This window comes from Thermus sp. CCB_US3_UF1 (genome assembly GCF_000236585.1).
Lineage (GTDB): Bacteria > Deinococcota > Deinococci > Deinococcales > Thermaceae > Thermus.
Map to the genome: position 1 here is coordinate 622,432 of NC_017278.1, position 18,215 is coordinate 640,646.

General features: G+C 67.2%; 20 protein-coding genes and 2 tRNA genes. 4 read left to right on the forward strand and 18 right to left on the reverse strand.

Annotated elements, in window-relative coordinates; translation table 11 throughout:
* Window positions 1-40: 40 nt before the first annotated feature.
* The 5 genes from TCCBUS3UF1_RS03100 to TCCBUS3UF1_RS03120 form a co-directional block, all read right to left on the reverse strand.
* Window positions 41-1,045, reverse strand: a complete 1,005-nt coding sequence (locus tag TCCBUS3UF1_RS03100; protein WP_014515045.1) for a homoisocitrate dehydrogenase — start codon at window positions 1,043-1,045, stop codon at window positions 41-43.
* Window positions 1,046-1,113: 68 nt separating this feature from the next.
* Window positions 1,114-1,608 (reverse strand): DUF5317 domain-containing protein, encoded by a 495-nt coding sequence (locus TCCBUS3UF1_RS03105; RefSeq protein ID WP_014515046.1) that lies wholly within the window; start codon window positions 1,606-1,608, stop codon window positions 1,114-1,116.
* Window positions 1,609-1,658: 50 nt separating this feature from the next.
* A complete protein-coding gene (locus TCCBUS3UF1_RS03110; protein ID WP_014515047.1) occupies window positions 1,659-3,089 on the reverse strand; it encodes an HD-GYP domain-containing protein in 1,431 nt (476 codons plus the stop codon).
* A 690-nt stretch (window positions 3,090-3,779) separates the two neighbouring features.
* Window positions 3,780-3,855 (reverse strand) — tRNA-Phe (locus tag TCCBUS3UF1_RS03115).
* 1 nt (window position 3,856) lies between these two features.
* Window positions 3,857-3,933, reverse strand: a tRNA-Asp gene (locus TCCBUS3UF1_RS03120).
* A gap of 65 nt (window positions 3,934-3,998) precedes the next feature.
* Here TCCBUS3UF1_RS03120 and TCCBUS3UF1_RS03125 point away from each other — a divergent pair.
* A complete protein-coding gene (locus tag TCCBUS3UF1_RS03125) occupies window positions 3,999-4,364 on the forward strand; it encodes a hypothetical protein (protein WP_014515048.1) in 366 nt (121 codons plus the stop codon).
* On the opposite strand, the gene TCCBUS3UF1_RS03130 is transcribed toward TCCBUS3UF1_RS03125, so the two are convergent.
* Window positions 4,327-5,085 (reverse strand): type III pantothenate kinase, encoded by a 759-nt coding sequence (locus TCCBUS3UF1_RS03130; RefSeq protein WP_014515049.1) that lies wholly within the window; start codon window positions 5,083-5,085, stop codon window positions 4,327-4,329. The two genes, TCCBUS3UF1_RS03125 and TCCBUS3UF1_RS03130, sit on opposite strands and share 38 nt — an antisense overlap.
* Window positions 5,086-5,511 carry an OsmC family protein gene (locus TCCBUS3UF1_RS03135; RefSeq protein ID WP_014515050.1) on the reverse strand — a complete coding sequence of 142 codons (426 nt, stop codon included), beginning with the start codon at window positions 5,509-5,511 and terminating at the stop codon, window positions 5,086-5,088.
* Window positions 5,512-5,549: 38 nt separating this feature from the next.
* Between TCCBUS3UF1_RS03135 and TCCBUS3UF1_RS03140 the strand changes: the two genes are divergently transcribed.
* On the forward strand, window positions 5,550-6,656 hold the full coding sequence (locus TCCBUS3UF1_RS03140; RefSeq protein WP_041433721.1) for an N-acetylmuramoyl-L-alanine amidase: 1,107 nt from the start codon (window positions 5,550-5,552) through the stop codon (window positions 6,654-6,656).
* Here TCCBUS3UF1_RS03140 and TCCBUS3UF1_RS03145 read toward each other — a convergent pair.
* Window positions 6,653-7,426 (reverse strand): serine/threonine-protein kinase, encoded by a 774-nt coding sequence (locus tag TCCBUS3UF1_RS03145; protein ID WP_014515052.1) that lies wholly within the window; start codon window positions 7,424-7,426, stop codon window positions 6,653-6,655. The two genes, TCCBUS3UF1_RS03140 and TCCBUS3UF1_RS03145, sit on opposite strands and share 4 nt — an antisense overlap.
* Window positions 7,427-7,474: 48 nt before the next feature.
* On the opposite strand from TCCBUS3UF1_RS03145, the gene TCCBUS3UF1_RS03150 reads away from it, so the two are divergent.
* Together TCCBUS3UF1_RS03150 and lepB are read left to right on the forward strand one after the other, a co-directional pair.
* Complete coding sequence (locus TCCBUS3UF1_RS03150; protein WP_014515053.1) at window positions 7,475-8,230, forward strand: patatin-like phospholipase family protein; 756 nt, start codon at window positions 7,475-7,477, stop codon at window positions 8,228-8,230.
* The gene (gene lepB / locus TCCBUS3UF1_RS03155; protein WP_014515054.1) at window positions 8,227-9,033 is read left to right on the forward strand and encodes a signal peptidase I; all 807 of its coding nucleotides are present in this window, start codon (window positions 8,227-8,229) and stop codon (window positions 9,031-9,033) included. Before TCCBUS3UF1_RS03150 ends, lepB begins: the two co-directional genes overlap by 4 nt.
* Here the strand turns inward: lepB and TCCBUS3UF1_RS03160 are convergent.
* From TCCBUS3UF1_RS03160 to gyrA, 10 genes are all read right to left on the reverse strand, one after another.
* Window positions 9,026-9,586 carry a lactate utilization protein gene (locus TCCBUS3UF1_RS03160; RefSeq protein ID WP_014515055.1) on the reverse strand — a complete coding sequence of 187 codons (561 nt, stop codon included), beginning with the start codon at window positions 9,584-9,586 and terminating at the stop codon, window positions 9,026-9,028. The two genes, lepB and TCCBUS3UF1_RS03160, sit on opposite strands and share 8 nt — an antisense overlap.
* Window positions 9,576-10,973 carry a LutB/LldF family L-lactate oxidation iron-sulfur protein gene (locus tag TCCBUS3UF1_RS03165; RefSeq protein WP_014515056.1) on the reverse strand — a complete coding sequence of 466 codons (1,398 nt, stop codon included), beginning with the start codon at window positions 10,971-10,973 and terminating at the stop codon, window positions 9,576-9,578. The genes TCCBUS3UF1_RS03160 and TCCBUS3UF1_RS03165 overlap by 11 nt, the downstream gene beginning before the upstream one ends.
* The gene (locus TCCBUS3UF1_RS03170) at window positions 10,957-11,673 is read right to left on the reverse strand and encodes a (Fe-S)-binding protein (RefSeq protein ID WP_014515057.1); all 717 of its coding nucleotides are present in this window, start codon (window positions 11,671-11,673) and stop codon (window positions 10,957-10,959) included. The genes TCCBUS3UF1_RS03165 and TCCBUS3UF1_RS03170 overlap by 17 nt, the downstream gene beginning before the upstream one ends.
* A gap of 43 nt (window positions 11,674-11,716) precedes the next feature.
* Window positions 11,717-12,976: a cell wall metabolism sensor histidine kinase WalK gene (locus TCCBUS3UF1_RS03175; RefSeq protein ID WP_014515058.1), complete on the reverse strand. Its 1,260-nt coding sequence runs from the start codon at window positions 12,974-12,976 to the stop codon at window positions 11,717-11,719.
* A 10-nt stretch (window positions 12,977-12,986) separates the two neighbouring features.
* Entirely contained in the window at window positions 12,987-13,670 is a 684-nt protein-coding gene (locus tag TCCBUS3UF1_RS03180) for a response regulator transcription factor (protein WP_014515059.1), read from the reverse strand.
* Entirely contained in the window at window positions 13,667-14,029 is a 363-nt protein-coding gene (locus tag TCCBUS3UF1_RS03185) for a hypothetical protein (RefSeq protein ID WP_196793724.1), read from the reverse strand. Before TCCBUS3UF1_RS03185 ends, TCCBUS3UF1_RS03180 begins: the two co-directional genes overlap by 4 nt.
* Window positions 14,030-14,037: 8 nt before the next feature.
* Window positions 14,038-14,685, reverse strand: coding sequence for a DUF502 domain-containing protein (locus TCCBUS3UF1_RS03190; RefSeq protein ID WP_014515061.1), 648 nt, complete (start codon window positions 14,683-14,685; stop codon window positions 14,038-14,040).
* Between the two features lie 60 nt (window positions 14,686-14,745).
* Window positions 14,746-15,354 (reverse strand): helix-turn-helix domain-containing protein, encoded by a 609-nt coding sequence (locus tag TCCBUS3UF1_RS03195; protein WP_014515062.1) that lies wholly within the window; start codon window positions 15,352-15,354, stop codon window positions 14,746-14,748.
* A gap of 90 nt (window positions 15,355-15,444) precedes the next feature.
* The gene (cutA, locus tag TCCBUS3UF1_RS03200; protein WP_014515063.1) at window positions 15,445-15,756 is read right to left on the reverse strand and encodes a divalent-cation tolerance protein CutA; all 312 of its coding nucleotides are present in this window, start codon (window positions 15,754-15,756) and stop codon (window positions 15,445-15,447) included.
* Window positions 15,757-18,174 carry a DNA gyrase subunit A gene (gyrA, locus tag TCCBUS3UF1_RS03205; RefSeq protein ID WP_014515064.1) on the reverse strand — a complete coding sequence of 806 codons (2,418 nt, stop codon included), beginning with the start codon at window positions 18,172-18,174 and terminating at the stop codon, window positions 15,757-15,759. It lies immediately after the preceding gene.
* Window positions 18,175-18,215: the final 41 nt, after the last annotated feature.

The following is an 18,215-nucleotide window of genomic DNA, read 5'->3' on the forward strand; positions in this document are numbered from 1 at the left end:
CAACCCCCCGCCCAAGCGGGGGGTCTTGGGGGGTGCTGGGCTAGAGGGCCTGCAGGGCCTCCACCACCGCTTGGGTGAAGGTTTCCGTGGTGGCGGTTCCCCCCAGATCCGGGGTCCTAGGCCCCTTTTCCAAAACCAGGTCCACGGCCTTCTCCACCCTCTGGGCAGCCTCCTTTTCCCCCAGGTAGTCCAGCATCATGGCGGCGGAGAGGATGGTGGCCGTGGGGTTGGCGATCCCCTTGCCGGCGATGTCCGGGGCCGAGCCGTGTACGGGTTCGAATACCGCGGTGGTGTCCCCGATATTGGCGGAAGGGGCCAGCCCCAGGCCGCCCACCAGCCCTGCGGTGAGGTCCGAGAGGATATCCCCCAGGAGGTTGGTGGTCACCACCACGTCAAAGCGCTCCGGGCGCATGACGAGCTGCATGGCGCAGTTGTCCACGATGATGTCCTGCACGTTGACCAGGGGATACTCCTTGGCCACTTCCCGTACGGTATCCAGGAAAAGCCCCTGGGTTACCGGGAGGACGTTGGCCTTGTGGGCGATGTGGAGGGTTTTGCGGGGGCGGCTTTCCGCCAGCTTCAGGGCCACCCGCCCGATGCGCTCGCTGGCCTTTTTGGAGATCACCGCATCGGCGATGGCCACGTCCAGGTAGCGCCGCTCCTGCTCCACGTACAGCCCTTCGGTGTTTTCCCGGACGATGATCAGGTCCACCCCCGGGCGGCTTCCGGGGATGGGGCGGCTTTTGGCGGGCCGGACGTTGGCGTAGAGGTCCAGGCGGCGGCGCAGGTAGCGGATGGCCCCAAAGAAGCCGGGGACCTTCCTGGTAGGGCTGGTGGCGGCGCCGAAAAGGGTGGCGTGGGAGGAGAGGATTTTCTCTACGGTTTCCTCAGGAACGGAGGTGCCTCTTCGCTCAAAGGTTTCCCAACCGGCCTCGGCCTCCACAAACTCCAAGGGGAGTCCTGTGGCCTCGAGGACCTTGCGGGCAGCCGGTACCACCTCGTGGCCGATGCCATCCCCCTCGATCAAGCAGATGCGGTACGCCATGTTGCCTCCCGGTTAGGGGTATGCCCCCTAGGCAGAATATACACTACACGGAAGGCGGGCCGCCGCCCCTAGCCGCGCAGGGCTAAGAGGAGAAGGACCAGGACCAGGTAAACCAACACCCTAAGGGCGGCCTGGCGGCGGGGAAGGCGCTTGGGGCTCGCCCTCATGGCGCCCTCCGCCACCACCCCGGCGATGCCCGCCAGGATGAAGAGATCCCCCGGGCTCACCGCCTTGCGCAAGGGGGGCAAGGGGATCACGTCCCCGAGAAAGGGGAGCCGGCTGCCCTCTTCCAGCAGGGTATGCACCGCATCGGCCCGGGTTTTGAGGGCTTCCTCCCATCCCTCCACCCCGGCGCGTTCCAAGGCGGCCAGGCTCACGGGCATGTGCCCCCCGTTGGCGAAGATGGCCAGGGTGTTCAGGGAAAGCCCCAGAAGGACAAGGTAAAGGCTTCTCAGGTGGCGGTTTTGGTAGAGGCCATACCCCACCAAGAGGAGGACCAGGCCTTTGGCCAAGGGCCCGGCCCACTCGGGGGCAAACCAGCCCCGGTAGGTGCCGTAGGCCAATCCCCCTTCGGCCAGGGCAGCCAGGAGGAAGGCCCAGGCAGCCCTAAGCTCTATCCCTCCGAGGTCCTTTGGCCGGGCTCCGAGGGCGAGGGCAAGTCCGATGCCGAAGAGTGCGGCGGCAAGGTAGAGCGTGATACCGATCCCTCCTTTGCGGCCAGGTAGGCTTCGCGGTCGCGCCAGATGGGGTTCTGGTGCCAGAGCTCGGTGAAGAGCTGGACCAGCTTGGGGTCGAACTGGTGGCCGGAGGCCTCCTGGACTTCCTTCAGGGCTTCTTCCGAGGTCTTGGCCTTGCGGTAAGGCCGGCCTGCGGTCATGGCCTCATACGCATCGGCCAGGCCCACGATGCGCGCTTCCTCCGGGATATCCTGCCCGGCCAGGCGTTCCGGATAACCCCGGCCGTCCCAGCGCTCGTGGTGGTAGAGGATCACGTTGTAGACCAGGGCATCGAAGGCCACCTTTTTCGCCGGGGAGAGGAGTTTGACGCCCTTGGTGGTGTGGCTTTGGATGAGGGCGTATTCCTCGGGGGTGAGGCTTCCGGGTTTGAGGAGAAGGGCTTCGGGGATGGCGATCTTGCCAATGTCGTGCAACCTTGCGGCCCGGTAGATTTCCTGCGCCTTGGCCTCGTTCTTGTAATGAGCCCGGGCCAGGTCGCGGGCGATATCCGCCACCCGTTCGGAGTGGAAACGGGTTTCCTGCTCCTTGGCCTCGAGGGCGTTCATCAAGACTTCCAGGGTGGTGTCAAAGGCCTGTTCCAGGCGTACTTTCTCGTCCCAGTAGTAGCGGCTGTAGTAGAGGGGAATGAGAAAGAAGAGCACCGTCCACCCCCCCCAGTTGCCGATGAGGGGGGTTTCGTAGGCGCGGGCTAATAAGAGGGCTAGAGGAGACAATACAAGGTAGCTAAGAGCTACCCATCCAAAGTTTTTGCGCCAAATCTCACGTAAAGGAGTTTGCGTGGAAAAATATATAACTGTTGTGACCAAAAATGTGTTAACTACAAAGAAAACTAAGGCAGATAAAGCTATACCAACCCCAGCGGAAAGATTTAAATGACCCAGATAAAGGGGATTTTTTTGAAAGAAAAGCCAGGTTAAAGTAGCTAGAGCTGTAGCTAAAGCATCTTGAGAACGATTAAACAGTTGCTTATACCATATATCGCCTCTAGGTTGAAAAAGAAAAGACCATAGGGGCACAAGCCAGGGAGGTGCCAAAACCATAAAGGCCAAGGCAAAGATAAAGAGTTGACTCACGCTGGCACTGAGTGGAAGGCGAACCTCCAAGCGCACACTCCAGAAGATGAGCAGGGCCCAAAAAATTAGATCCCAAAGACTTAATCTAGAGGACTGTTGAAAAGCATGAAGAAGGTATAATTCTAACCCAACAAAAAATAGAAACGTAGTCAAAATTAGGGCAAAGACTTTAAAAGGAGGCAGTTCCAGTACAAATTTCTTAGTTCCAAGAGAAAAACTGAGGGTTGCAAGCATTTCGTGTCCAAGTATAACATGCCCTACTGAAATTCGGTTGGAGAGATAAATAGCCAGAAACAATAAGCTAAAGTTGGCCAGTTAACTGGCCAACTTTAGCTTACTTCCAGTGGAAGCTGGCCCCAGCCGCAAGCCCAAGAGCCACCAGAGAACCGAGCAGAGCCAAAACCTTAGCAACGAGCTTCTTCATCTTCATCCCTCCTTTTCTCCAGCTTCCGGGGGTTCGGCCCCGTTTGCTTGCCTTTCACTTTAGGGGGGTGTGTCAATGCTGTCAAGAGGGGAAGAATAGGCATCAACACGATTAAAAATGTCAATACTGTTACTAGTTTTTGGAAGTGGTCAGATTACCACTACCCAGCCTAGCACACTTCTGGCCAGCTGGGTAGTGCTTCCGGCCCAGGGGGGAACCTTCCGGGTTGGGGGGGAATACCCTAACCAATAAAAGGAGCCGCGGGGCGAAGACGCCCAGCGCGGCTTCCCGAACACGCCCGCTTGAAATGCACCCCGAAATTCACCGGCAATATCCTGCAGAATGTTCAGCGCCCGAATGCAATGCCCCAAATACTACCCCGGAATCCGAAGGTTTCTTTCAGGTTCCCACCCCCTTCTAGGGGTAGTTTAGCAAAAAGGGCCGTTTGGCAATAGGCACAAAAGAAAACCGCCCCACTGGGGGGCGGGGGCGTTTCCCTTTGGTGCCGAGGGGCGGAATCGAACCGCCGACACTGCGATTTTCAGTCGCATGCTCTACCAACTGAGCTACCTCGGCGTGGCGGCCCCGACGGGACTCGAACCCGCGATCTCCCACGTGACAGGCGGGTGTGTTAACCAACTACACCACGGGGCCTTGGGTTGTTGCCGGGTCGGGGGCGTCCGACCGGGCACTTAGGATGATAGCCGGGGGAAGGGGAAGTGTCAAGCTTGAGCTGGAGCGAGGTCTTTGCCTACCACCGCACCCGGCGGGGCATAGGGGAAAGGAGCCTCTTGGTGGACCGGGGGGAGTCAGGGTACACCAACTTTTTCCTGCCCGATGGGCGGATCCTGTACATGGGGGAGGGGAAGCGGGGCCACCAGGAGCCCCTGGGGGGCAACCTGCGCCTTCTCATGGCCTATCGGGAGGGGAGGCCCCTGCGGGTCTTCTTGCGGGAGCGGCCTGGGCTTTGGCGGGACCTGGGGCTTTACCGGGTGGGGGGGTGGCGGTATGCCCTGTGGCCAGAGGAGGGAAGGTATGTGTACTGGTTCACCCTCGAGCCCGGTGGATGCGAAGGAGTCCCTTGAGGGTCAGGTCCTCGTCCACCACGTCAAAGGAGGGGCAAAGGTCCTTGAGGGTTTGGGCAAACCCTCCCGTGGCGATGACCAAAGCCTCCCCCGCTTCCTCCTTCATGCGGCGCACCATGCCCTCCACCAGGGCGGCGTAGCCCAGGACCAGGCCCGAGCGCAGGGCCTCCAGGGTGTTCTTGCCCACCACCCCCTTGGGGGGGACCAGGTCGATGCGGGGGAGCTTGGCGGTGCGGGCAGCCAGGGCGTCGGCGGCGGTCTGGGGGCCGATGGTGATGGCCCCGCCCAGGTAGCGGTTGGGGGCCTCCACCAGGTCAAAGGTGGTGGCGGTGCCGAAGTCCACCACGATGTAGCGGCCCGTGGGGCTGGGGTAGGCCAGGGCTCCTACAGCGTTCACCAGGCGGTCGGCCCCCGCTTCCTTGGGGTTGTCGATCAGGACCTCTAGGCCCGTGGCCTCCGCGTCCACCACCCGGGCCTGGATGCCGAAGAGCTTTTCTATGGCTTCCTTCATCTCCCGCTCCACCGGGGGCACCACGCTGGAGAGGAGGGCGGCCTTGGGGGTGGGGAGGCCATCCAGGGCGAAGAGGTTTTTTAGAAGGACCCGGTACTCGCTTTCCATCCGCATCCGGTCGGTGTGGATGCGGAAGTGGGCCACCAGTTCCTCCCCGGCGAAGACCCCGAGGGCGGTGGAAGTGTTGCCGATGTCTACCGCGAGGAGCATTTAGCCCTGGGCCTCCTCCCCTTCCCACGGCTCCAGGACCACCCGGGTGGTGATCTCGGCGTTGAGGTTGGCGGAAACGGAGCAGTATTTGGTATGGGAGAGGTGGACGGCCCGCTCCAGGGCCTCGAGGGTCACCCCCGGCCCGGAGGCGATGTGGGTGATGGTGATGTGGGTGTAGCGCTTGGGGTGGGTTTCCGCCCGCACCCCCTCCACCTCCACCCGGTAGCGGGCCAGGGGTTGCTTCTTCTTGCGCATGATGTCCACCACGTCGTAAGCGGTGCAGGCCCCCAGGGCCATGAGGAGGAGTTCCATGGGCCTGGGGCCGGCGGCGGGCTGGTCCCCGTCGATCATCACCTTGTCCCCTTGCTCGTTTACGCCCAGGAAGCGGTGTCCCACCAGGTTGTAGAGGACCACCTTCTTCGTCATGAGCCGGATTTTACCAAGCCCATGGCCCCTCGGCTAGAATGCGGTGGATGCGGCTATGGCTTTGGCCCTTAGCCCTCCTATGGAGCCTGGCGCTGGCCTTTCCCCGGGTGGGGGTGCACGAGGGCTTTACCCGTTTGGCCTTTGACCTGCCTTCCAAGGAGGTGCGCCACACCCTGGCCCAGGAGGTGGGGGCCCTCACCCTGGTCTTGGAAGGGGTAAGCGCCCCGGCCCAGGACCAGGTGGTGAACTCCCGCGAGGTGGCCTCGGTGCAAATCCTGCCCGAGATGGGGCGGGTGCGGGTGGTGGTGCGGCTAAAGGGCCCGGTGGAGGCCACGGTGCGCCGCTTTTCCGACCCCGAGCGGCTGGTGGTGGACCTGGCCCTAAAGGCCCAAACCGCCCCTTCCCCCCCGGCGGCCCCCGCCGCCCTGCCCCACCGCGCCCCCAAGCCCCCGCGGCCCGTGGTCCTCCTGGACCCGGGGCACGGGGGCGTGGACCCGGGGATGGTGGGGTACGTGGTGGAGAAGGAGGTGGTGCTGGACGTGGCCCTGCGCCTCAAGCGTCTCCTGGAGGGGGAGGGGGTGGAGGTGCGCCTTACCCGGGAAAGGGACGCGCACCTTTCCCCCGACAAGCGGGAGGACCTCTCCCGCCGGGCCGCCCTGGCGGATAGCTCCCAGGTTAACCTCTTCATCTCCATCCACGTGAACGCCACCCCCACCCATACCGGAAGGGGGGTGGAGGTCTTCTACTTTGGCCGGGCCCAGGACCCCCGGGTCCTCAGCCAGGTGATCCGGGAAAACGGCGGGGGGGAGCTGGGCAAGCGCCTGACCCAGGAGGCCCAGAGCGTGGCCGAGCGCATCCTTTCCGACATCGTGGCCCAGGCCAACCAGCGCTACAGCCAGCGCCTGGCGGAGACCCTGGGGCGCAAGCTTTCCCAGGCCACGGGTAGCCCCTACCGGGGAAGCTTCCCGGGCGATTTCTTCGTCCTCCGCTACGCCAAGGTGCCGGCGGTCCTGGTGGAGATCGGCTTCGGCGACCACCCCGTGGAGGGACGGAGGCTGGCGGAGCCTGCCTACCGGGAGAAGGTGGCCCAGGGGCTTCTTCTGGGGGTGCTCACCTTCCTGGCCAACGGGGCCTATGCCCGTTAGAAGGGAAAGGCCTCGAGGGCCTCCCCCGCCGTGGGGAAACGTTCCTCCGGACGCTTGGCCAAAAGGCGCTCCAGGAAGCCTTGCGCCTCGGCCTCGAGGCCGGGGATGGAGGGGATGGGCTCCTGGAGGTGGCCCAGGAGGACCTCCTCCGGCTCCCCCACGAAGGGGTGTTCCCCGGAGAGGATCCAGTAGAGGATGACCCCCGCGGCGTAGACGTCGGCCTCTGGGCCGGGGCTTTTCCCCAAGACCTGTTCGGGGGCCAGGTAGGGGAGGGTGCCCACCCGCAGGGGTTTTTTGAACGCCTCCAGGGCGGGTCCGGAAAGGTCAAAGTCCACCAGCCTGGCCTCGTCGGTGCCGGCCACGATGATGTTCTCCGGCTTCACGTCCCGGTGGACCAGGCCCTTTTGGTGCATGTGGGCCAGGGCCTGGAGGAGCTGGCGGAAGACGAAAAGGGCCCGGGGCCGCTCGGGGCGGCGGAGCATCCAGCGGCCCAGCTCCTCCCCGGGGGCGTAGTCCAGGAGGAGGGAGGGGCCTTCCTCGAGGTCCAGGCGCTCCAGGACCGGGTTCAGGTTGGGGTGGGCCAGCTGCTTCCCCACCCAAAACTCCCGGTCCCGCCGGGCCTCGGCCCCGGGGGGGAAGACCTTGAGGGCGTAGGGGGTGCCGAAACGGTCAAAGGCCAGGTAGACCGTGGCCAAGGCGCCGCGCCCTAGGGCGCGCACCACCCGGTACCGGTTCAGGAGGGTCTTCCCGGCCAGGCTCACCGCCCTCACTATACCCCTCCCTCACCTCTTTCACCTGGGAGCCGGTAGGATTTTGCCGTGCGCGGGCTGGCGCTTTCCGGGGGCGGGGCCAGGGGCTTGGCCCACATCGGGGCCCTGGAGGTGTTCCTCGAGGCGGGCCTGGACTTCCAGGTGGTGGCGGGGACCAGCATGGGCGCCATCGTGGGGGCCCTCTTCGCCGCGGGCAAGACCCCGGAGGAGATCCTGGCCATCGCCCGCAAAACCCCCTGGCTTGGCCTTCTCGGCCTTTCCCCCCGGGAGGGGATCTTCTCCCGGCGCAAGCTCCTGGACTTCCTGGCCGAGCACCTGCCCCCCACCTTCGCCGGGCTTTCCAGGCCCCTGGCGGTCACCGCCGTGGACGTGGTTTCGGGCAGGCTCCTGTTCCTTACCCAAGGGGACCTGCCCAGCGCCGTCCTGGCCTCCGCCGCCTACCCGGGGCTTCTGGCCCCGGTGGAGCGGGAGGGGAGGCTCCTTTTTGACGGCGGGGTCCTGGACAACCTGCCCGTGGACGCCGCCCGGCTTCTCGGGGCCACGGAGGTCTACGCCGTGGACGTGACCCCCGAGCGGGCCGCCGACGAAGCCCCCCGGGGGCTTTTGGCCCTGGCCCGGCGGGCCGTGGACCTGATGCAGGCCCACCTCACCTCGGTGCGCCTTTCCCTTTACGCCCCCGAGGTCTACGTCCGGCCCAGCCTGCCCGGGGTGGGGATTGAGGACTTCCGCCGCCTGGAGGAGATCGTGGAGGCGGGGCGCGAGGCCGCCCGGCGCCTTTGGACGGGTAGAGTAGGAGGGGTATGAAGGGGTTTTGGGATTACCTTTTCAAGGAATGGTTTCGCCAGGTGGGGGAGGCCTTGCTGGTGGCCTTCCTGGTCACCACCTTTGTCTTCACCACCGTGGGGGTGGTGGGGCAGAGCATGTTCCCCACCTTGAGGAACGGGGAACGGGTCCTGGTGCCCAAGTGGGAAACCTGGCTGGTGCGCTTCGGCCTCACGGAGTGGCGGCGGGGGGAGATCGCCATCCTGAAGCCCCCGGAGGGCACCCCTTACGCCACCGCCCGCTTCCCCGTGCTGGGCTTTTCCTTCCGCGCCTTCTTCATCAAGCGCATCGTGGCGGTGCCGGGGGATGAGGTCTACGTGGAGCGGGGGGTGGTCTACGTGAACGGGAAGGCCCTGGAGGAGCGGCACATCACCGACCACCTCTCCCCCTGGCCCGACTCCTTCCCCGGGGTGTGCTACAAGGAGGGGCGCATGACCCGGATCATCACCCAGCAGGGGGATTTCCCCGTGGACCTCCTGCCCGCCTACCTGAGGCCCCTGAAGGAGATGCTCCTTCCCCCTTCCCCGGAGGTCCTGGCCCGGAGCCAGACCGCCGAGGCTTGCGAGGTGGGGCGGATCAAGTTGAAGCCGGGCTACTACTTCGTCATGGGGGATAACCGCACCTTAGGGGGCTCGGAGGATTCCCGCACCTTTGGCCCCGTGCCGGTGGAGGCCATCGCCGGGCGGGCCAATTTCGTCTGGTGGCCCATCCTGGTGCGGGAGGAGGGGGGGTGGCGCCTGAACCTGAGGCGGCTTGCCCCGCCCGAGGCCTACGGCCTCAGGTGAGGACGGCCACCACCAGCCGCCCGGGCCCGTGTACCCCTTTGACCATCACCTGGCCGATGTCCGCGCTCTTGGAGGGGCCGGAGTGGAGGCCCAGGGCCCTGGGGAGCGCCTTGAGGTCCAGGAAGGCCTCCAGAAGGCTGGGGTAGACCTTTTCCCCCTCCACCAGGACCAGGTGGGTGGGGGGCAGGAGCTGGGCCCGGCGCCCATCCTTCGAGGCCAGGGCCACGGTGCCGGTCTCGGCCACGGCGAAGAGGGCCCAGGAAACCCCTAGGGGGGCTTCTTCCGGGGGAAGCTCGGGGAGGAGGCGGAGCGCCGGCGGCACCCCCCGGCCAAAGGCCGCCCCGGGAAGCCCTTGGGAAAGCGCCTTCAGCAGTTCCTTGGCCCCCTCGAGGTCCACCAGGTGCCCTTCGGCCCCGTTTTCCCCAAGCCGCTTCAGGAAGAGGTCCAGGGCCTCGGGGGAGGAAGGGGGATGGGGGTGCCCGGGAAGGAGGGCCTTGGGCCGGCCCTGAAGGGCCCTCCTCACCCGGGCCAGGATGCGGTTCCTAGCCTCCATGGCGCTCCTCCTTGAGCTCCGGCCAGATCTGGTGGAAGGGCCGGGGGCTAGGGGTGAGGGGCCCCCGGCCCTCGCTCCAGGCCCGCAAGAGGGGGAGGAGGTCCTGGGGCAGGGGGAGGCCCCTGAGGCCCCGGGAGAAGAGGCGGTAAAGGGCGGGGCTGGCCATCACCTTGGCGAAGGCCGTCATGGCCCCCCTTTCCCAGGCGGGGCTTAGCCCCTCGGCCACCGCCCGCTGCCGCCAGGTGAGGAGGAGCTTGGGGATGGGGATCCTCACCGGGCAGGCCTCCTGGCAGGCCCCGCACAGGGTGGAGGCGTAGGGGAGGGGGTAGGCTTCCTCGAGGCCCAGGAGCCCAGGGTCCAGAACCGCCCCGATGGGCCCAGAATAGACGTAGCCGTAGGGGTGGCCCCCGGTCTGCCGGTAGACGGGGCAGGCGTTGAGGCAGGCCCCACAGCGCAGGCAGCGCAGGACCTCCCAGGCCTCGGGGTCCTGCAGGAGGGCGGTGCGGCCGTTGTCCACCAGGACCACGTGCACCTCCTCGGGGCCTTCCTCCCCGGGGGCGGCAGGCCCTTGGATGAGGGAGACAAAGGTGGCCAGGCGTTGCCCCGTGGCCGCCCGGGCCGTGAGGGGAAGGAAAAGGGCCAGGTCCTGGAAGCGGGGGAGGAGTTTTTCCAGGCCCACCAAGGCCACGTGCACCCGGGGCAGGGAGGTGGAAAGCCGGATGTTGCCCTCGTTCTCCATCAGGGCCAGGGTGCCGGTTTCCGCCACCAGGAAGTTGGCCCCGCTGATGCCCAGTTCCGCGGTGAGGAAGGCCTCCCGCAGCACCTTGCGGGCCACCTGGGCCAGGGCCTCGGGGGGGGCATCCAGGGGGGTGCCGAAGCGGGCGTGGAAAAGCCGTTGGATCTCCGCCAGGGAGAGGTGGATGGCCGGGCCCACGATGTGGCTCGGGGGCTCACCCAGAAGCTGGATCAGGTACTCCCCCAGGTCGGTTTCCAGGACCTCCACCCCCAGGGACTCCAGCAGGGGGTTGATGCCGAGCTCCTCGGTGAGCATGCTCTTGGCCTTCACCGCCCGCCTTACCCCGTGCCGGGCCACCACCTCCCGCAGAACCCGGTGGGCCTCCTCGGGGGTCTCGGCCCAGTGCACCTTGACCCCGTTTTCCCGCAGGCGCCTTTCCGCCAGTTCCAGGTAGTGGTCCAGGTGGCTTAGGAGGTGGTCCTTGACCGCCTTGGCCCTGTCCCGCCAGGCCTCGGCGTCGATCTCCCCGTAGGCCCTCAGGCGGTTCCGCTCAAAGTGCAGGGTGGCCCCGGTAACCGCCTCCCGCACCCCGGGCCTCTCCCTCAGCAGCCTGGCCGCTTCCTTGGGGTAGAGCCTAGCCTTGGCCCGCATACGCCTCCCAGAGCAGGGTGGCCAGGGGGGCCACCCGCAGGGTCTTCCCTTGCTTCCTCAGCCTACCCGAAAGGTGGAGGAGGCAGCCGGCGTCCGTGGAGGTCAGAACCTCCGCCTGGGGCAGGGTGGCCAGCTTGCGGTCCGCCATCCCCAAGGAAACCTCGGGCAGCTTCACGGAAAAAAGCCCCCCGAAGCCGCAGCACTCCTCCGCCGCCTCCCAAGGGAGGAGCTCGGCCCCGGCGTTCTTGAGGAGGAGGAGGGGCTCCTCCTTGACCCCAAGCTCCCTTAGGGCGTGGCAGCCGTGGTGGTAGGCCACCCGGCGTCCCCGGAGGCCCTCCCCCAGGCGCTCCACCCCCAGGACCCGCACCAGGAAGGCGGAAAGCTCATAGGTCTTTTCCGCCATCCCCAGGGCCTCCCCCTTTGCGGGAAGGAGCTCGGGGTAGTGGTTTCGCACCATGCTGGCGCAGCTTCCCGAGGGCAGGACCACGTACTCCGCCTCCTGGAAAACCTCCAGGGTCCTCTTGGCCAGAAGGCGGGCCTCTTGCCAGTATCCGGCGTTGAAGGCGGGCTGGCCGCAGCAGGTCTGCCCCTCGGGGAAGTCCACCTCCACGCCCAAAGCCCTCAGGAGCCGGACCGCCGCCACCCCGGCCTCGGCGTAGAACTGGTCGGCCAGGCAGGTGATGAAGAGGGCCACGCGCATTTGCCGAATAGCATACCTTGGCCCCGGAGGGGATGGGGCTGGCCTAGGCCTCCTCCTCCAGAAGGGGCAGGCGTACACGGAAGATGGTTCTGCCGGGGCGGCTTTCCACCGCGATCTCTCCCCCGTGGGCCCTGGCGATGGCCTGGGCGATGGCCAGTCCCAGGCCGGCCCCGCCCCCTGGCCCCCGGGCGAAGCGCTGGAAGAGGTGGGGGAGAAGGTCCTGGGGGATGCCAGGACCGGTATCGGCCACCTCCAGCAGGGCCACCTCCCCCTCCCGCCGGAGGGCCACCCATACCCCCTCCTTGCCCGCCGCCCGCACCCCGTTGGCGATGAGGTTGCGCAGCATCTGCAGGAGGCGGTCGGGGTCCCCCAGGACCTCTACCGCTTCCCCGCTGAAGGCCACCCCGTACTCCCGGGCGGCCTCCGCGGCCAGGGCCCTGAGGTCCACGATGTGGGGGTTGAGGGTGCGTTCCGCCTCCCCCCGGGCCAGGGCCAGGAGGTCTTCCACCAGGCGGCGCATGCGCTCCGCGGTGGCCTGGGCGGTCTGGAGGGCCTCGAGGTCCAAGGGGTTCCGCTTCAGGCGGTCCAGGTGGCCGAGGAGGACGGTGAGGGGGGTGCGGAGCTCGTGGCTGGCCTCGGCCAGGAAGGTCCGCTCCTTTTCCTTGGCCTCCTTCAGGGCCAAAAGGAGCCGGTTCACCGCCTCCACCATCCCCCCAAAGGCGTCCTTGGGGAGAGTTATGGGGACGGGGTCCAGGCGCTCGGGGCTGCGGGCGGCGATCTCCCGGGCCGCCCTTTCCAAGGGCCGGGTGGCCAGGCGGGCGGTGAGGTAGACCAGGAGCATCCCCAAGGGGAAAAGGAGAAAGAAGGCCTCGAGGAGGGCCCGCCGCAGGGCAAGGAGGGAAAGGTCAATGGGGGCGGTGTCCTGGGTGAGGACAAGAAGGCCCAAGGGGGTGCGCACCAAGGCGGCGGCGAAGTCCGCCTGCCAGACCACCTGGGGACGCTCCCCCACCCCTCGCAGGGCCTCCTTGGGCAGGCGGTGCTCCCCTCGGGTGAGGACCAGGGCCTCCCCGTCCTCGGCGTAGAGGTGAAGGTAGACCCCCCCGGTGGGCAGGAGGGTGCCCGCCTGGCCCTTGCGGTAGGCCTCCGCCGCCCGGGCGGCGTCCTCCAGGAGCGTGGCCTCCAGGTGGCCCCGCAGGGCCCGCTCCACCCCCCGCCCCGCCAGGTACAAGGCCCCCACCAGGAAAAGAAGCCAAAGGAGGCTGAAGGAGAGGAAAAGCCGGAGGCGGAAGGAAAGGGGGGGCATGGGCCCGGCCCTAGCCTTCCTCCTCGCCCCGGCCCGGGCGCACCGCGTACCCCAGGCCCCGCACCGTGCGCAGGTAGCCGTAGGCCCCGGCCTCCCGCAGCTTGGCCCGCAGGTTGGCCACGTGCACGTCCAGCACGTTGGACTCCCGGCCTAAGGGGCGGCCCCAGATCCGCTCCTCAATCTCCTGCCGGGGAAAGACCCGGCCCGGGCGGCTCATGAGGAGCTGGAGGAGCTCAAACTCCTTGGGGGAGAGGCGCACCTCCTCCTCGCCGAAGAAGACCTGGCGCCTTTTGGGGTAAAGCTCCAGCTTCCCCACTGCCAGGACCTCGCTTCCCCCCTTGTGGCGGAGCTGCACCTGGATGCGGGCCAAAAGCTCGGCGGGGTGGAAGGGCTTCACCAGGTAATCGTCGGCGCCCTCGGCAAGAAGGCCCACTTTCCGCTCCACCGCGTCCTGGGCGGTGAGGACCAGGATGGGGGTGTCGTCCGTGGCCCGGATGCGCCGGGCCACCTCGGCCCCGTCCAGGTCGGGCAGGCCCAGGTCCAGGACCACCAGGTCGGGCTTCCGCTCCCGGTGCCGCACCAGGCCCTCCATCCCGCTTTTGGCCCACTCCACGGCAAAGCCGGCCTCCTTAAGCTCCAGCTCCACCAGGCGGGCCACCTCGGGGTCGTCCTCAATGACCAGGATGCGCTTCATGGCCAAAGCCTTTCCGGAGGGGTGAGGCCGTAAGCCTCCTTGAGGATCCGGAGGAGGCTCACCCGCTCCTTTTCCAGGAGGAGGAGCACATCCCCCCGGTCCGCCACCCCGGGGAAGGGGCGGGGCTTCTCCCCCGGGAGGACCAAAAGGAGCTGCACCTCCTGCCCCACCCGGGGCGGCACGGGGGAGGACAGGGCCAAAAGCCTCCTCCCCTCCACCCGCCAGGCCCCGTGGAGGGTCCGCAGGTCCTGGGAGAGGAGCCTGAGCTCCGTTCCCGGGGGCAGGGCCGGGCCCAGGAGGGCCGGGGGGCTGGCCAAGGCGACCCCCAGGAGAAGGAGGAGGGCCAAGGGCCGCATCATGCCCTATTCTAGGAGGGCCCTCGGGCCTTGAGTGGGAGGGAGGTTAAGGGGCCTGAAGGTTTTTCCGGCAGGAGGAAGCCGGCGGAGACCACGTACTTCAGGGCTTCCTCCACGCTGATCTCCAGGGGGATCACCTCCTCCGAGGGGACCAGGACCACCATGCCGCTCGCGGGCACGGGGCTGGTGGGGACCAGGACCACGGTATACCCCTCGGGCAGGGGGGGGAGGCGCACCCCCACGGGCTGGACCACGAAGCAGAGGGTGTAAAGCCCCCGCCTGGGGTACTCGATGACCGCGGCCCGGCTGAACTTCACCTCCTTCTGGCCGAAGAGGGTGTGGGCGATCTGTTGTACGGCCTTGTAGATGTCCCGGACGATGGGCAGGAGAAGGAGGGATCGTTCCAGGGAGAGGAGGAGGCTACGGCCCAAGTAGTTTTCCGTTAGGGTGCCCACCAAATAGACGAGGACCGCAGCGAGAAAGAGCCCCACAAAGGGCAAAAAGGGCAGGTAGGAAGGGGGTACCTCCAGGTTCAAAAGGCGCAGAAAGCCCTCCAGGTAGCCTCCGGAGTAGGTGTAGACCCAGCCCAGAAAGTAGAGGGTGACCAGAAGGGGCAGAAGGGTCACGAGCCCGGCGAGGAAGCGCTGGCGCAGGCGCATGCCTTTCAGTCTACGTAAAAAGGAGCCCGCTTAGGGCCCCTTTCCTCACCCAAGGGGTTTTTAGCGCCCGTCCCCCCGGGCTTGGGCCAGCTCCTTGAGGCCCTTCAGGTCCCGGAGGACGATCTTGCCGTAGCCCGAGCGGATGTACCCCTCGCGGGAGAGCTCCCCGATGACCTTGGTGACGGTTTCCCGCACGCTCCCCACCGCGGCGGCCAGCTCGTCGTGGGTGGCGCGGAGGACCAGCTGCCCCTCTTCCTCCCGGGCCAAAGGGGTTTCCGCCAGCTCCAGCAAGGCAGCGGCCATGCGGTTTTTCAGGCGCTGGGTGGCCAGCCGCTCAATGCGGCGGTAGGACTCGGAGAGGGCCTGGGAGAGCTGGGCCAGGACCTCCTGGAGTTCCTCGGGGCGGGGCTCCTTGGGCAGGGCTTCCGCCACCACCTCGGTCACCGCCTCAGCGAAGTAGGTGCGCTCCAGTCCCGCCCAGGCCTCCTCGCCGAAGTAGCCCCCGGGGCGCACCAGGCGCAGGGTGAGGGCGTTCCCCTCCTCGTCCACGGCCTCGAGGCGCACCAACCCCTCCAGGACCCGGAACACCCGGTCCCTGGGCCCGGGTACCCCCGGGTAGAGGATGACCTCGCCGGGCTTGAAGCTTACGGTTTCGCGGGCCTGGGTCATGGCTACCTCCTTGCCCTTAAGGTAGCACGCCCCGGGGGATTTTGTAAACCTTTGGGTTGCAAAAATGGCCAGGGGCCCTGAAGCCCGGGCTTACCCCACGTTCTCCCGCAGCCAGGCCAGGTAGGGCCCGTGGCCTTCGGCCACGGGCAGGGCCAGGATCTCGGGCACCTGGTAGGGGTGGAGGGCCAGCACCCGCTCCTTGAGCCTGGGAAAGGCGAAGGTGGTGGTCTTGGCCACCAGGAGCACCTCCCCTTCCTCCACCACCTCCCCCTGCCAGCGGTAGACCGAGGTGACGCCGGGAACCAGGTTCACGCAGGCCGCCAGCCCCTCCTCCACCAGGGCCCGGGCCAGGGTGCGGGCCACCTCCAGGCTAGGTGCGGTGATGAGGACCACCTCTTCCATCTACTTCTCCTCGTCCACGGCGAAGGCGCTGGCCACCTCGTCCTCCTCGGGAAGGTGCATCACCTTGACCCCGGCGGTGGCCCGGGAGTACTGGCGGATCTCGGAAACGGGGGTGCGGATGGCCAGGCCCCGCCTGGAGAGGACCAGGAGGTCCTCCGTGCCCCGCACCTTGAGGAGGGCGGCCAGGCGGCCTACCTTCAGGGAAACCGCGTAGGTGATGACCCCCATCCCGCCCCGCCCCTGCAAGGGGTACTCGGCAAGGGGGGTGCGTTTGCCGTAGCCCCGGGTGCTCACGGAGAGGAGGTCCACCTCCTCCCCCGGCTTGACCACCACCAAGGAGACCACGCGATCCCCGGGTTTCTTGAAGCGGATCCCCGTCACCCCCTGGCTGTCCCGGCCCGTGGCCCGCACCTCCTCCAGGGGGAAGCGGATGGCCTGCCCCTCCGCCGTGGCCAGGATGGCCTCGTCCTCGGGGTCGGATAGCCCCACCCCGATGAGCCGGTCCCCCTCCTGCAGCTTGATGGCGATGAGGCCGGCTGCGCCCAGGTTGGCGTACTCCCGCAGGGCGGTGCGCTTGACCAGGCCCCGCTCGGTGGCGAAGACCAGGTAGCCTTCCCCTTCCAGGCCCCGCACGGAGAGGAGGGCGGCCACCTCTTCCTCCTCCGTGAGGGGCAGGAGGCCCTTCACGTGCACCCCCCGGGCCTGGCGGCCCATCTCGGGGAGGTCGTAGACCTTGATGCGGTAGACCCGGCCCCGGCTGGTGAAGAGGAGGAGGTCGTCGTGGGCCCCGGCCACGAAGACCTGGGTGGCCTCGTCCTCCTCCTTGGGCTTGCCGGCGATGAGGCCCTTGCCCCCCCGGCCCTGGGCTCGGTAGCTCTCCAGGGGCAGGCGCTTCAGGAAGCCCTGGGCGGTGAGGGTGATGACCATGGGCTCGTCCTCAATGAGGTCCTCCGGGTTGAAGTTCTCCTCAAACTCCGTGAGGAGGGTGCGCCGGGGGTCCCCGTACTTCTCCTTGACCCGGAGGAGGTCGGCCTTGACCTCGGCCCAGAGGCGGCCTTCGTCCTCGAGGATGGCCCGCAGCCGGGCGATCTCCTCCATGAGCCCCCGGTACTCCTCCAAAAGCTTTTCCCGTTCCAGGGCCACCAGGCGCTGCAGGCGCATGTCCAGGATGGCCTGGGCCTGCACCTCGCTGAGGGCGAAGCGGGCCACAAGCCTCCCCCGGGCTGCCGCCGCGTCCTCGGAGGCGCGGATGAGGGCGATGACCTCGTCGATGTGGTTCAAGGCGATGAGGAGGCCCTCCAGCACGTGGGCCCGCTCCTCGGCCTTCTTGAGGTCAAAGAGGCTCCGGCGCCGCACCACCTCCTTGCGGTGGTCCAGGTAGTGGCGCATGAGCTCGAGGAGGGGGAGGACCTTGGGCTCCCCGTCCACGATGGCCAAGAGGTTCACGGTGAAGGAGGTCTGGAGGGCGGTGTGCTTGTAGAGCTGGTTCAGGACCACCTGGGGGTTGGCCCCCCGCTTGAGCTCAATGGCGATGCGCAGGCCCTGGCGGTCCGACTCGTCCCGCAGGGCCACGATCTCCTCCAGCTTCTTGGCCTTGACCAGGGCGGCGATCTGGGCGATGAGGCTTGCCTTGTTCACCTGGTAGGGGATCTCGGTGACCACCAACACGGGCCGCTGCCCCTTTTCCTCAATGCGCACCTTGGCCCGCACCTTGAGGCTCCCGCGGCCCGTGGCGTAGGCCTCCCGGATGCCCCTGCGGGAGAGCTTCCCCCCGGTGGGGAAGTCGGGGCCGGGGAGGAGGCGCATCACCTCCTCCAGGGTGATCCCCGGGTGGTCGATCATGGCCACCAGGGCGTCCACCACCTCGGAGAGGTTGTGGGGGGGGAGGCTGGTGGCCATGCCCACGGCGATGCCGCTGGCCCCGTTCACCAGGAGGTTGGGGATGGCCGAGGGCAGGACCTCGGGCTCCTTGAGGGAGCCGTCGTAGTTGGGGCGGAAGTCCACCGTTTCCTTGTCGATGTCCAGGAGCATCTCCGCCCCTAGGGGGGAGAGCCGGGCCTCGGTGTAGCGCTGGGCCGCCGGGGGGTCCCCGTCAATGGAGCCGAAGTTCCCCTGGCCGTCCATCAGGGGGTAGCGCAGGTTCCAGGGCTGGGCCATGCGCACCAGGGCCTCGTAGATAGCCGCGTCCCCGTGGGGATGGTACTTGCCCATGACCTCGCCCGTGATCTTGGCGCTTTTCACGTGCTTGCGGTTGGGGAGCACCCCCTCCTGGTAGGCGCCGAAGAGGATGCGCCGCTGGACCGGCTTAAGCCCATCCCGCACGTCCGGGAGGGCCCGGTCCACGATGACGGACATGGCGTAGTTGATGAAGCTCTGCTTTAGTTCCTCGGTGATCTCTACCGGCAGTACCTGGGACATAGGGCTCCTAAAGGGCGTTTAGACGCCACCTTTCACTATAC

Bases quoted from the DNA above. Each gene is read 5' to 3' on its own strand.
- TCCBUS3UF1_RS03160 (WP_014515055.1), bottom strand. From the start codon at position 9,586: ATGGAGGCTAGGAACCGCATCCTGGCCCGGGTGAGGAGGGCCCTTCAG.
- lepB (WP_014515054.1), top strand. From the start codon at position 8,227: ATGAAGGGGTTTTGGGATTACCTTTTCAAGGAATGGTTTCGCCAGGTG.
- gyrA (WP_014515064.1), bottom strand. From the start codon at position 18,174: ATGTCCCAGGTACTGCCGGTAGAGATCACCGAGGAACTAAAGCAGAGC.
- TCCBUS3UF1_RS03165 (WP_014515056.1), bottom strand. From the start codon at position 10,973: ATGCGGGCCAAGGCTAGGCTCTACCCCAAGGAAGCGGCCAGGCTGCTG.
- TCCBUS3UF1_RS03190 (WP_014515061.1), bottom strand. From the start codon at position 14,685: ATGCGCCTGCGCCAGCGCTTCCTCGCCGGGCTCGTGACCCTTCTGCCC.
- TCCBUS3UF1_RS03195 (WP_014515062.1), bottom strand. From the start codon at position 15,354: ATGACCCAGGCCCGCGAAACCGTAAGCTTCAAGCCCGGCGAGGTCATC.
- cutA (WP_014515063.1), bottom strand. From the start codon at position 15,756: ATGGAAGAGGTGGTCCTCATCACCGCACCTAGCCTGGAGGTGGCCCGC.
- TCCBUS3UF1_RS03100 (WP_014515045.1), bottom strand. From the start codon at position 1,045: ATGGCGTACCGCATCTGCTTGATCGAGGGGGATGGCATCGGCCACGAG.
- TCCBUS3UF1_RS03140 (WP_041433721.1), top strand. From the start codon at position 5,550: ATGCGGTGGATGCGGCTATGGCTTTGGCCCTTAGCCCTCCTATGGAGC.
- TCCBUS3UF1_RS03180 (WP_014515059.1), bottom strand. From the start codon at position 13,670: ATGAAGCGCATCCTGGTCATTGAGGACGACCCCGAGGTGGCCCGCCTG.
- TCCBUS3UF1_RS03110 (WP_014515047.1), bottom strand. From the start codon at position 3,089: ATGCTTGCAACCCTCAGTTTTTCTCTTGGAACTAAGAAATTTGTACTG.
- TCCBUS3UF1_RS03135 (WP_014515050.1), bottom strand. From the start codon at position 5,511: ATGACGAAGAAGGTGGTCCTCTACAACCTGGTGGGACACCGCTTCCTG.
- TCCBUS3UF1_RS03130 (WP_014515049.1), bottom strand. From the start codon at position 5,085: ATGCTCCTCGCGGTAGACATCGGCAACACTTCCACCGCCCTCGGGGTC.
- TCCBUS3UF1_RS03170 (WP_014515057.1), bottom strand. From the start codon at position 11,673: ATGCGCGTGGCCCTCTTCATCACCTGCCTGGCCGACCAGTTCTACGCC.
- TCCBUS3UF1_RS03185 (WP_196793724.1), bottom strand. From the start codon at position 14,029: ATGATGCGGCCCTTGGCCCTCCTCCTTCTCCTGGGGGTCGCCTTGGCC.
- TCCBUS3UF1_RS03175 (WP_014515058.1), bottom strand. From the start codon at position 12,976: ATGCCCCCCCTTTCCTTCCGCCTCCGGCTTTTCCTCTCCTTCAGCCTC.